Consider the following 12,289-nt stretch of genomic DNA (forward strand, 5'->3'; position numbering starts at 1 on the left):
TGTTATTAAATGATGGTGCCTGTTTCAAAGAGGTTGTTTATTGAAAAGGCGGATGATTTCGCCAATCCAGAGCACGAGTGATGTGCCGGCTATGATGATTAGCCAGTCAATGAGTCGAAGCGGTTCGACGTTGAAAAATTCTCCGCCGATGCTTACAATCAGTATCTGGCCGAACAGGATCGAGAGGGCTATTAGGCTGAAGCCTTCGCAGCCTTTGAAGTGGAATGCCGAGCGTCCGGTCTCAAAGGCGCGGGCGTTGAACATGTTCCAGAACTGGAGGAATACGAAGATGGTGAAGAAGAGCGAAAGTTCGTAGCCGCTCAGCCCGGTGTTTCCGCCCATCGTGACAGAGCCTATTTCGGTAAGACATGTGATGTCAGTGTGCTCGAAATAGTAGAGTATGGCGAGGAGCACCAGGAAGAATATGCCTCCTATGCAGATGATGAATCTCTTCATCGCATTGTTGATGATGAATGCCTCGCGCGGGCGTGGTTTGTCTTTCATAACAGATGCGGAGGGTGGGAGAGAGGCAAGCGCCATCGCTGCGAATGTGTCCATGATAAGGTTGACCCACAGCATCTGTGTGACTGTCAGTGGCGACTGCATGCCCATGAATGATCCGAAGAGAACTATGAAGCAGGCCACGACGTTGACGGTCATCTGGAAAAGGATGAAGCGCTGGATGTTCTGATAGAGTGAACGGCCCCACATGACAGCCCGTCCGATTGATGAAAAGGAGTTGTCAATGATGGTTATGTCTGAGGCTTCTTTGGCTACTGATGTGCCGTCGCCCATCGAGAGCCCGACGTGGGCTGTCTTGAGTGCCGGAGCGTCGTTTGTGCCGTCGCCGGTGACTGCGACTACCTCATTATTGGCCTGAAGGGCTTCTACGAGACGCTTTTTGTCCATCGGGCGGGCGCGGGCTATGATTTTCAGATCTCTGACACGCTCTTTCAGCTGAGTGTCGGAGAGTTCGGCAAATTCCGGTCCGGTGATAATGTTGCGGTCGCTGTCAGTGCTGTCGTTCCACAGTCCGATCTGGCGTCCGATTTCTTTGGCTGTGCCGGGAGTGTCGCCGGTGACGATCTTCACTTTTATGCCTGCTTCGATAACCTCCTTCACAGCGTCAGGGACATCGGTGCGGACAGGGTCGGAGATGGCTACAATGCCGAGGAATGTAAGACCGGTGGCCACGACTTTGCCGTCGGCTATTGTCTTGTCGCCGTCATTGATTTCCTGATACGCAAAACCGAGTGTGCGCATGGCCTGGTTCTGATATTCGAGAAGTCTGGCATTGATCTCATCAGCTGTGACTCCGGCGGTGTCTTTACACATCCCGAATATAATTTCCGGGGCGCCTTTGACGTAGAGTATGGTCTTCCCGGTCGATGACCGGACTGTGGTGGCCATGTATTTGCGCTCGGTTGTGAACGGAAGTTCCTCGACCGTGACCGCTTTGTCTTTCAGATCAAGGTAGCTGACGCCTCTCTTTCTGAGCCAGAGCAGAAGTGCTCCTTCGGTAGGGTTGCCGAGCACCTGGATGCGGTCGCCTGACATGTCAAGCTGGGCTGTAGAGTTGACGGCTATTCCTTCGTAGAGAATTTCGTCAGACGGTTCTCCGAAGAAGTCGGCTTTGTAGACCTGCATCTGGTTTCGGGTGAGTGTTCCGGTCTTGTCGGTACAGATAACGGTTGTGGCACCCATTGTCTCGCATGCATGCATTTTGCGCACGAGATTGTTGGTTTTGAGCATACGGCGCATGGAGTAGGCCAGCGATAGTGTCACTGCCATTGGCAGACCTTCTGGCACTGCCACTACGATCAGGGTTACAGCAACCATCAGGGTCTGCAGGAAGAATGCGAGAAATGCCACCCAGTCGAAGTCGGACACATTTATAAAATACATGGCGATACGTCCGGCGATAATAGCGGATGCAAAAGCGTAGGAGACTCTGGAGATGAGTTTGCCGAGCCGGTCAAGCTGTTCGTTGAGGGGGGTCTTGACGCTGTCGTCGATCTGCGCTGTTTCGAAGACTTTTCCGTTCTCGGTTTTGTCACCGACGGCGAACACACGCATCACTCCGTGGCCTTCCATTATTTTGGTGCCGCGCATAGCGTGGTTGCCGGGAAATGTGGCATCTTTGTCGAATCGGGCCGGATCGGTGGTCTTGTGGCATATCGGTTCTCCGGTCAGAGTCGATTCATCGATGTTGAGCGAAACGGCCTCAAGCAGTTCGCCGTCGGCCGGGACTTCTTCGCCAGTGTTGAGAATGACGATATCGCCCACAACGACATCTCGCCTTGTAATCTGCGTAACGCAGCCGTTTCGGATCACCTGCACCGGCTCGTCATCGTTGATCTGATTGAGCAGGGCGAATTCCTTGTCGGCTTTCTGTTCGAAGAAAAATGCGAGCCCGGTGGCAAGCAGTATGGCTATGAAGATGCCGCAGGGTTCGAAAAATACGCCGGAGCCCTCACCGAGGCCCCAGAATTCGTAGCATGAGATACAGATTGACAACACTCCCGCTATCATGAGGATGATGATCAGCGGGTCTCTGAACTTCTCAAGAAACCTTTTCCACAAAGGTTTCTTTGCAGGGGGAGTCAGGATGTTGATACCATTATTTAGCCGGCTGGCCGAAACTTCAGCGTCAGTCAGCCCAGTGTAATGATGTGATTGAGACATATGCAGTATGATTTTTAGATAGCTGTCCGGCGTATGTGCTAATTCAGAAGCGCCTAATTAGGCCGCCGGAAGAGTGTGTTATTCTTTTGGCGTCATCAGGGCGCGGGTGGATTCCAGGATAGGAAGATTAGTTTCGGTCGGGATATAGATGACAGTCTTGTTGCTGAGGTCTGACTGCTGGCGTACCCACAGATACTGGATATAGGTTGAGGTAATGCTTCCGTTTTCGATGCGGATGGCTTCGGCTGCACCTTTGGCGCGTTCGATCTCAGCCTGCGCGTTGAGTTTTTCAGCTTCAAGATTCGCTTTGGCCTCTTCGATTTTGATTTTACGGTTCTGTTCGGCCTTGGCAAACTCAGCCTTGCCCTCCATCTCCTGTGACCAGACGTTGTACCAGGGGCGGATGAAGGCCATTGCTACAATAATCAGTATTATGCCTGCCACACTCCAGATGATACCTTTCAGGATTCCGGGCGTAAGGTTGATGTTATTATTGTGATACATGTCGACGTGTGATTAAAAATATGTTTTGTGTCTGCAAAAGTAGATATAAAATCGCTAAAAATCAACAGGGCTATTGGAAAAGGATGAAACACACGCCGACTTGCATCAGTGGTGCTTTCTGCTGAATGGACACAAGTCAAACAAAAGCCGTTTAATCTGTTCTGGCGATATTTTGCCGTCAAGTATCTGTAATAATTCCTCTTGACGCGGTTGTCCCATAGTGAGACGATAAAGAGAAAGAACTTTTATGAGCCTTCCATAACGCGATTCGTCTTCACTCATTGGATACATCGGTACAATGCGTTCGATCTTTTCTGCTTTGATGTCTTTGAAGTGGATATCGTTCAACGGCAGGTACCAGAATGGCACCATCTCTGAATTATTTCCTTTCAGTTCTGCTGAAGCTTTGTAAAACATTTCATTCCACCGGAAGATGTCAGGATAAAGTCTGGAAATGTTCCTTCTGACGGATAGACATTTATAACGATTGATACGTCCTTCGCGTTGTTCCATATTCTGTGGATTGGACGGCAGGTTCCAGTGGACTATTTTCCGGCAGTACCAATGAAAATCAAGGCCTTCCTGACCCACGGATGTCGAGGCTAAGACAAAGGGGCGGAAAGGACTGTTGAAGGCTGAGCGCACGTTTGTTGCGTGGTTGACATCTTTTTCTGTCTGCTTGCCACTTCCGAAATCAACAGCAAAGTGTTTGCGCATAGAGTACTTATCGTCTGTGCCGAATGTCTGTATTGTATTTATCGGCTGTGGATATGCCGGTGCAAATGACTCCTTCATTCTTGTAACAATGGTTTCAGGTGATTTATTCTCCCCAATCATGTGTACGAACTCGTCAAGAACGGCCTGGAGATTTCCCTGGATACAATAGTCAACCACATTCCGGAAGTAGTTGCTATGATCTCTGCAATTGCTTCGGACTGCGGCAATGCCTTGGCGGTTGTTGAAGATGCCCGTCAGTTCTTTGGCTACTTCTTCAGCATGTTGCCTGGCATTCAGATCGCCAATCCGTTTGAATGTACGGTACAGACACATTGCCGGAGCTCCGATTGCCATTGAGACCAATATCTCATCAGCTTCTTTGGGTATGTTTCTGACTTCCGCGTCGGAATTGTCGAGAGCTGTCAGAAGGTGATAAATGTCCAACGAACTTACACGGCTGACGGTTTTGCCGTCAAATTCATTCAGTTTGCTTCTGATTTTCTTTTTTATTTGCTGTCTGATATCGCTTAAAGGTTTTCCAAAGCTGTCTTCAGGATCATACATATCTGCCAGAGAAGTTGAAACAGTATGCATGATGGTTAATGTTTTTGTTTTTGTGCTATCCTTAAGGATCTGGAAATCTTCTTTGCGGTAGGATTCGTTGGTTCTGCGTAGCAGACGTCTTTCGGCCTCGTATGATATCATGCATGCAAGCATTTTCGGGACCATGCCCCAGGAAGAAAATATCAGATATTTTGAGAAGGATTCATTCCGTGTAAACACATTCGGTTGCTGTGTATAGTAAGGGTGAGAGGCAGGAATCCATAATAATGATTCTGCACCCGTCGATTTTTTGCCTTTGCCGAATATGGTAGCCATAATGAAACCGAGCCTTGCATTCCGATAGTCTTCAAGGGAGTAGTTTTCGATTTTATCCCGGTCAAGTAACAGACAGTCTTTCCTGATACCCTTGCCGGCTCCGGCTTTCCAGGCTTCTGCTATCGTATCTTTCAGTTTATAGTTGTCCATAAACGAGAGCTGGAATGCTGATGATTTTGTATAGTCAACAGGAGCGGAATATACCTTCTTGCCAAACTTCCGGCAGTTGTCTATCAGGTGTTGCATCTGAATAAATGATGTGATGTCGCCGGCTGACAGGAAATCATAAACAGGAGGTAAGATTTCATGAATAATGCCCTCGTTGGACCGTTCGGTACGTCCCATGACATTATAGAGCATATTTTCTGCTGACTGATGCTTCAGTCCGATTGTTTCTTCTGTTTCTTTTTCAATATGCTTCAAGGCAGAAGAGTAGTCTCTCCATATGGCCTTGAAATCAATTTTATTGACATCGTTGATATGCAGGAAATCCATCAGACGATGGAAATCCTTATATTGTTCGTCATTATTGGAGTCGTTGAGTTCTTCGAGCGTTGTGTATGGCTTGTATGGGGTTGCTGATAATAAGTAAGTCGTAAAAATTAATTTATACTAAGCCGCATGGACAAAATTGATATTGAGTTCAGATCCAAGCGCAGCCAACGCACGGTTAGTTGCATAGAGCAGGGATTCTGTGGAGCAATAATCCGCAGGTCTGAGCCATTTGCCCTTGAGGATTCTCCAGAGCGTCTCGGCGATATTCAAATGTGGACTGTACGGTGGAAGGAAAAAGAGATACAACCCACGTTTCTCCCATATTGGACGGAGTTCCCGCATGAGTTTGCATCTGTGGACGCTTGCATTGTCAAGGACAACAAAAGTGTTTTTACGGATACGGAGAGAAAATCGGTCAAGAAAGTCGGCAACCTTGTCAGCGGTCATATTCTCAGTTGTGGAGAATCCTTCATATCGATTGTTGCGGTCTATCATGCCGAAAATATTGAGTCTCAGACCTCTTTCAGATGGGATATAGACATCTTCACCTCGGAACTGCCATCCGTATGGCACATATCCCTCGGTGCAGATGTGGCTTTCATCTCCATAATAAATGTCGATGAGACAATCTTTTTCCTGTTGTACGAGTTCTTGCAGCTTCTCGGTCTTATACGCATAGAGCTGCGGCGAGGGTTTCCCCTTTGGACGTTTTCTTATACGTCTATATCCCGCGCCAAGGCGGATAAAAAAGCCCTGAAGGTACTCTCGGAGGCTTCTTTCCCTGAAGCCTGCTGCCATGCCTCTTTCGCTTTCTTCACGCTCTGCCTGTCGTTCTCTATGGCTTTGCGTACCGACTCTTCGTCCGAGCAGTCCATTATTGGCTTCCGACCCCGTCCGGGACGTGTTTCCAGTCCTTTGATTCCTTCGGCCTCGAAGCGTTTCACCCAGGAATTGACTGATATATGGGTCATGTCGGTCTGTTCTCCAACCTGTTCCGAAGTCAGGCCGGTGGATTTCAGAAGCACTGCGCGACAGCGCATGCGGTATGCGTGGCTCTTGCCTTGGCGAAAGCCTTCCTCTAATTGCAGACGTTGTTGGTCTGTCAGTTGTATAACTTTGATTTTTGCGATAGCGTTGTGTCTTTATGTGTTTACACAAAGATACGCAAAAAAATTGATATAAACTAATTTTCAACATCTACTTAGCTCTGAATACATACTATGTTAATTCCTTTGCCTCCGATGCAGTCGGCATTGTAGAGCAAGTTGGAAAAGATAAATGTCGTGTTCATTTGGCGGTTGGTATGAGTGAGTTTGTATTGGTTATGATGGCCGTATGGAATATGGGATTGCTATTTATATTTATGCTTGTGTTATCATCTTGTTTTACAAATGGAATCGCTGTGGGCATAGCAAAGCTATTGATATTTATACCTTTTGTTTTGATTGATTTCCTGTTTCTACGATTCGCGTTATATGCCAACTATAAGAAACTTAAGAAGCGTATGCTTGAAATACTAACATGACAATATGGAAACGACACTGCGCTACATAGTAATAATCGCTATTGTCTATGGCATAGGCAAGGGAATATATCAGTCGACACGTTCACGGTCGATTGACTATTCTCTATGGGCGATTATCGCGCTTATGAGTGCAGTGTTATGGATTTCAAGAGGATTTCTTATCTCCAGTCGGATATATGATTTCCTGATGATTGCCGTATGGCTTATTGCAATCGGTTGTTTTGTTTTCTCGCGGAAATCCCAATATGGAAAGTATTTGAAATCTATTGTCATTGGTGGACTTTCAGTTTTCCTTGCTGTCTTTAGCTATTGGAATATAACGACACAGTCAATCGTTCCAACAACCTTGATAACTTCCCTAAAGGGATATTCAACACATCGAATAGATGAGGTTTGTTTCCGTTATAACGAAACTCCATTTTGGAGAAGTTACAATCTTAACAACTACCCAAATGTAAAGCTACTTCTTGAACAATACGATGTAAGGCTGACAATCAAGCCGATTTCAACCAATATCGCCAAACTTGAATCAATTACATTAATTCCAAAAGCCAAGATATGAAAACCTCTCTCCGATATAAGACGCTCACAAAATACTTGCGGATATTGGCGATATGCGGAATCATATTGTCAATACTCCCATGCCTAATGATTTGTATCTTTAAAAGTGCAACAGGATTTATCAGACATCCGTGGCTATTGCTTATCGCATATTTTGTTTGTAATGTTCTTCTATATCCTTTGAGCGGTCTGCTTGCTTACAGGCTGTGTAAAACGAACACTTTGATTACGGTAGTCATGACATGGATTCTGTATAATATAATCTTTGTCTTATTAGTATGGCTTGCAGACACATTCGGCTCATGGTGGCCTATGGCAGCGTGTGTGAATTTTATTGTGTCTTTCATTCCTCAAATAATATTGATTCCAATCATTTACAGATGGATGGACAAGAGCAATGCTGTGGAAAGGAGGACTGAGAAATGAATAAGGTATTGGCAGAATACATTTCTATATGCTCTCAATTCCGCAAAGATGGCTTGAGCAAACCTGAAAGGAAACAGCGACATGCCATGCTTTCGGAATGGGCTAAAAACATTCATACAGCTGAAATTCTGGAATTGGCGGAATTATGCCAATTTCGGGATTGTTATGGCGAATTGTGTTATAACAATCTTTTCATAAAATTCGTGGTTGTGCCTGTGGTAGCCGCTGACTTTGAAAACAACGGAATTGATGGCATCAAGTTTTTGTTCAGTTGTTTCCGTGGTCACGATAGGTTATATAACAATGCCAATAGTCCGCTATCCATTTTTTGTGACGCTATTGGTTATAAGTACAATCCCATACAGTTGGCTGATTTAGTTCTTGATGTGGAACCTGAAAATCTTGATGTATTGAATTTCAAGTATTATTCTTTGAAATCATATTTGGAATTTTCCCTCCACGAAATACCGTCAGGCATACTCGACGGTATGAATGGAGTTTCGGTTTCAGCCATTCTGGATATGCTTCACATTGTAGATGAGTTTCAATACTTATCAGAAAGACTTTCGTTGAATGATGACAGTGCATTGATTGCCGATTGTCGCAAATTCTATTCCGCTTACGAGAACTATCTCAAGAATCTGGATTCATTCAAGAACTTTGCAGATTATCTGAATAAGAACGGTATTGAATACGAGGTTTACAGCAACACATATTATTACGAATAGAGGCATGAAAAAGTGGCAGAAAATATTGGGTTGCGTAATCTTCGGATTAGGAGCAGTCATTGAATTGCTTTTAGTCTGCAACGCATACCTTGACTTGAAATACATGGTAGAGCCATTTGATATTCATGTCATAATTGAAAGAATGTACCTGAGCATCGACTCACTTTCATGCGCCATGTGGATAAACTATTTCGTAGCACTCGGACTGTTCGTTTACTTGTGGTGGAAAGGAGATCGAGAAAAGAAGTTGCCCAAATATTCTTCAAATGGGGGAGTAAAACTTGATTGGGTAAATGGCTTTGAAATCAGGAGCAATGTAAGTGAGAATGGGATGGTAATAAAGGCGAACAAAGAAGGGTTACTCTCATTGGCTAATCATCTTACGAATTTAGCGCAAGCAGATGTGCCTCTCGGCACTCATATACATTTGGATTCCTTAAACTCGTTGGAAGATGGTTCGGACAATATAATAATTGAGAAAACATGAAACTGAAAGATAAGAACACTGGCAAATTTATTGGTGTGGCGACTATTAGCGGCATACTGACTTTCGCTATCGCTTGCGGATTGTGGTATATGGTTTCAGGCGTGAATTGGTTGGATTTTTTGGTGATACCTGTCACAATCATTTCGTGTTGGATAATCGGTGCATTGATAGCGTGGCTTATCGTTCCTGACAGGAAAAACTATCTGTTGAGCGTCGCAGCATATTTATCCACAATCGGGGTTAATTTCATTATAGCGGCCTTTGACTTACTCAACGGAGAACCCTCGATAAACGGATGGATTGTCCTGTTCGCAATAGGCTTCGCAATTATCTCCATTCCCGGAGCTATTCTGTTGAATTTAGTAACAACACGTATTCTCAAATGAATACCGATAAATACATAGCAAAGGAATCATTTACTGCACCCATTTTGTGTGTCGTAATGACAGCATGGTGCATATGGGCTGGTTGCACGGAGGGCTGGAATATACTCAGTGTTGGCGGTTTGGTATTTTTCGCTATCGGCATGGTCGTTTACATATTCAAGTATGTGAAATATGGACGCAGCGTATTGATGATTGATGAAGCCGGAATTACTATAAAAGACTGGCGAAAGAATGAAATCCTGCATTGGGAGGAAATCGAGAAATGCGACATAGCATGGCGCACCGCTATGGGGCACTGCTTCCGTTGTCTGGGCATAAAGACTTTGGCAGGGAAACGAGAAAAATTCCACGACGTAAGACTATCTGGCAAATTATGCCGAAACAGGAGCGTAAGACAAGCCATTGAAAAGTTTGGCGGAACCGAAATATTCGATTATGAAGGTTCAAGCCAACAGAACCGCTATGTCGTAAATATTATGATCTTCGCACTATTGGCAGTATTCGTATTCTTCATAATTTACTCCATACTATGAAAAAGGCCGGAAAAATAATCGCATATTCTATCGCTCTCCTTATTGTTATAGCGATAGCAGTTTCTATTGTCGCAATTTATCATATGGGATACAATACAGCTCATTACAGAGAGAAAGACATTGAGGCAATAAATCAGGCGACCTTTGAGAATAGATACAACGAGCAATCGGAACATAAAGATATAATTATAAGCAAAGAAGAAGCCATAAAGAATTATTACGGCAAAGATTCGGTATTCGATATTGACCGTGAAGATTATGAAACCGCAAAATGGGTTCTGGAATCTTCATTTCCGAAAGAAATAATCAGAGATGGAGGCGGGTACAAATGCGTTGAGTCCGGCAACACATCATCCGTCGATAGGATAATAAGGATGTTTCCTATTGACCGGTATTTCAAACAATACCTTGGTGTCTGGCAGAATGGGCGAAAGACCGTCACTATATATCTCACAACAGAATACACTCCGGAGTATGTGGGGCAATATGTGCAATACAAGGGTCTAATACCGGAAGAGATTACGGTAACCATTGATTTGATGACCGAAAAACTATCCTTATAATCCAACTACCATGATTTTAATACTCGGAATTATAATACATCTGATTCTCTTTACTTTACTGGCGGTGGTGATTGCATTGCCATTGGCCGGTATTGTATGTTGGCTAAGCAGGAAGCATAGGAAACGTAATACCATACTGGCATTATCATCGCCATTTGTGTTTATATATTCGTTCTATTTCACTTGTCTAATCGGCGGTTTCACCTGTGCATCAATCTTTGATACCGGCTGCGGAATGGACGGATACTATAAGACCGATTTGCCTAACGGTTATCAGATAGAATCCCTTGCGGATGACTTCGACCGCGAATATTTCACAGGGTATATCCGCAAAGACGGAGCGCGCGTTTTTGAATGGGTAACTAAAATCAAGATTGTAGGCGATTCGATTTGTGGAGAACAGTCTTTTGAGCCTGCCGGACGAGATCATTACTTTGTCATTGACACTAAAACTGACAGCATAACGCAATATAAATCACCCCTTGAAGCAAAGGAAAAAGCACCGATGGTTGTGACTGGGCTAACGCACTTGGAGGCATTCTATTATAAAAGTTGGCCGTGGGTAATTCCTTTGACAATCCTCTCCGTTGTCGTATCATCTGGATTAGTATTTCTTTTATGGTTTATTGTTAACAAAATCTCAAAATAGCGTATGATTCAGATTCTCATAATTATAAGCGTTATTATCCTGCTTGTCGGTCTTATGGTAAAATGGCCGAGACCGGGACTGTATATTTTCAAGACTGTCTGCCTGATGCTTTTGCTGATCGGTCTGTTTTTCGCTCTGTTCTTTACTCTTATGGGGCTTGGAAAGCAAGCTTTAAACATTGACCTTCATCCTTGGCGGGAATATGTAGGTCCTCGTTTCATTGGAGCATTGATTGTAACAACGGTTATCTTCATAATATCTCAAATTCCTCTTCTTTTCTTGAAGAAATTATCAAGCAAGGTAAAATCGAAAATCTTGAAAATTGAAGGACTGGTATATGTGGCATTGTTGATACTTGGCACAGGCTTGCTATATGTGGCTGTGAGTGACAGGAATTATCCCGAAAACCAAGTTATTGACAAAATTGAGGATTTCCACGCCAGACACGGACAATATCCTAAAGATTTGAGCGACATTAATGTCAACATCGATAACGATAGCCTGTTCATAAATGATAATGTTCATCTCGGATATTCCTGCGATAAAAACGCTTATACGTTATCTATGAATTATGAATATGGCAGTTATGTTTATGATAGTAGGAAAGATAGATGGAGTGAGATTCAGGAAGGCTCGTCGATTGAGAATTATATGATTGCGATTCCCAAGGAGGCCGATGATGTGATTATAAGCGATTACGATAAGGGGGAGCTTGGTCTTTACGGAGTAAGCAACTCTGAATTTTATCAGCTCACACAATCGCAATATGAAAAGGCTCGTGAAATATTGATAAAGCATTTCGCCGATTCCATACAGCCGTCTACCAATGGTGAATACCTTATAGAACATCCCGGAGGCTGGCTGGAATATATAGCATATCCGTATGAACAATATCGCCGTCAATATTTCGGTTGGAAAGACCGGGATGGAACGCATTTTGCTATGGTTATACTCATCAGCAAGAAGCTTATTGAGCATTATATTTCATTGGGCAATTTTGAAGATAATGGTCAACTGTTTTGGATTGAAGATGGTGGAAGCGATGAAGTCGATGTCCTAATCAATCTTGATGAGAGCAAACTGGAAACCTTCGTAGTACACCAACATGGGTAAAAAATGAAATCAGACAGCAAAATATATCGGTTTTTCTT

General features: G+C 44.1%; 11 protein-coding genes and 2 pseudogenes. 8 read left to right on the forward strand and 5 right to left on the reverse strand.

Annotated features, from left to right (window positions below; translation table 11 throughout):
- Nucleotides 1-24 precede the first annotated feature (24 nt).
- From FDZ78_RS00220 to FDZ78_RS14745, 5 genes and pseudogenes are all read right to left on the reverse strand, one after another.
- Nucleotides 25-2,685 carry a calcium-translocating P-type ATPase, PMCA-type gene (locus tag FDZ78_RS00220; protein WP_136408930.1) on the reverse strand — a complete coding sequence of 887 codons (2,661 nt, stop codon included), beginning with the start codon at nucleotides 2,683-2,685 and terminating at the stop codon, nucleotides 25-27.
- A gap of 78 nt (nucleotides 2,686-2,763) precedes the next feature.
- Nucleotides 2,764-3,189 (reverse strand): hypothetical protein, encoded by a 426-nt coding sequence (locus tag FDZ78_RS00225; protein ID WP_107033291.1) that lies wholly within the window; start codon nucleotides 3,187-3,189, stop codon nucleotides 2,764-2,766.
- A 105-nt stretch (nucleotides 3,190-3,294) separates the two neighbouring features.
- A complete protein-coding gene (locus tag FDZ78_RS00230) occupies nucleotides 3,295-5,280 on the reverse strand; it encodes a helicase-related protein (RefSeq protein WP_136408929.1) in 1,986 nt (661 codons plus the stop codon).
- A 117-nt stretch (nucleotides 5,281-5,397) separates the two neighbouring features.
- Nucleotides 5,398-6,162 (reverse strand): annotated as a pseudogene (locus FDZ78_RS00235) (IS630 family transposase); the annotation flags it as partial.
- Nucleotides 6,084-6,320 (reverse strand): annotated as a pseudogene (locus tag FDZ78_RS14745) (helix-turn-helix domain-containing protein); the annotation flags it as partial. The pseudogenes FDZ78_RS00235 and FDZ78_RS14745, both read right to left, overlap by 79 nt.
- Nucleotides 6,321-6,809: 489 nt before the next feature.
- Here FDZ78_RS14745 and FDZ78_RS00245 point away from each other — a divergent pair.
- From FDZ78_RS00245 to FDZ78_RS00280, 8 genes are all read left to right on the forward strand, one after another.
- Nucleotides 6,810-7,367, forward strand: a complete 558-nt coding sequence (locus tag FDZ78_RS00245) for a hypothetical protein (protein WP_124076362.1) — start codon at nucleotides 6,810-6,812, stop codon at nucleotides 7,365-7,367.
- Nucleotides 7,368-7,788: 421 nt separating this feature from the next.
- On the forward strand, nucleotides 7,789-8,520 hold the full coding sequence (locus FDZ78_RS00250; protein WP_124076360.1) for a hypothetical protein: 732 nt from the start codon (nucleotides 7,789-7,791) through the stop codon (nucleotides 8,518-8,520).
- A gap of 4 nt (nucleotides 8,521-8,524) precedes the next feature.
- Nucleotides 8,525-9,007 (forward strand): hypothetical protein, encoded by a 483-nt coding sequence (locus tag FDZ78_RS14750; protein ID WP_240740315.1) that lies wholly within the window; start codon nucleotides 8,525-8,527, stop codon nucleotides 9,005-9,007.
- Nucleotides 9,004-9,393: a hypothetical protein gene (locus FDZ78_RS00260; RefSeq protein WP_124076359.1), complete on the forward strand. Its 390-nt coding sequence runs from the start codon at nucleotides 9,004-9,006 to the stop codon at nucleotides 9,391-9,393. Before FDZ78_RS14750 ends, FDZ78_RS00260 begins: the two co-directional genes overlap by 4 nt.
- Nucleotides 9,390-9,926, forward strand: coding sequence for a hypothetical protein (locus FDZ78_RS00265; RefSeq protein ID WP_136408928.1), 537 nt, complete (start codon nucleotides 9,390-9,392; stop codon nucleotides 9,924-9,926). The genes FDZ78_RS00260 and FDZ78_RS00265 overlap by 4 nt, the downstream gene beginning before the upstream one ends.
- Nucleotides 9,923-10,489 carry a hypothetical protein gene (locus FDZ78_RS00270; protein ID WP_123485472.1) on the forward strand — a complete coding sequence of 189 codons (567 nt, stop codon included), beginning with the start codon at nucleotides 9,923-9,925 and terminating at the stop codon, nucleotides 10,487-10,489. The genes FDZ78_RS00265 and FDZ78_RS00270 overlap by 4 nt, the downstream gene beginning before the upstream one ends.
- 10 nt (nucleotides 10,490-10,499) lie before the next feature.
- Nucleotides 10,500-11,138 (forward strand): hypothetical protein, encoded by a 639-nt coding sequence (locus FDZ78_RS00275; RefSeq protein WP_124076569.1) that lies wholly within the window; start codon nucleotides 10,500-10,502, stop codon nucleotides 11,136-11,138.
- A gap of 3 nt (nucleotides 11,139-11,141) precedes the next feature.
- Entirely contained in the window at nucleotides 11,142-12,251 is a 1,110-nt protein-coding gene (locus FDZ78_RS00280) for a hypothetical protein (RefSeq protein WP_124076567.1), read from the forward strand.
- Nucleotides 12,252-12,289 lie beyond the last annotated feature (38 nt).

The sequence above is a fragment of the Duncaniella sp. B8 genome, from assembly GCF_005304985.1.
Classification (GTDB): Bacteria; Bacteroidota; Bacteroidia; order Bacteroidales; family Muribaculaceae; genus Duncaniella; species Duncaniella muris.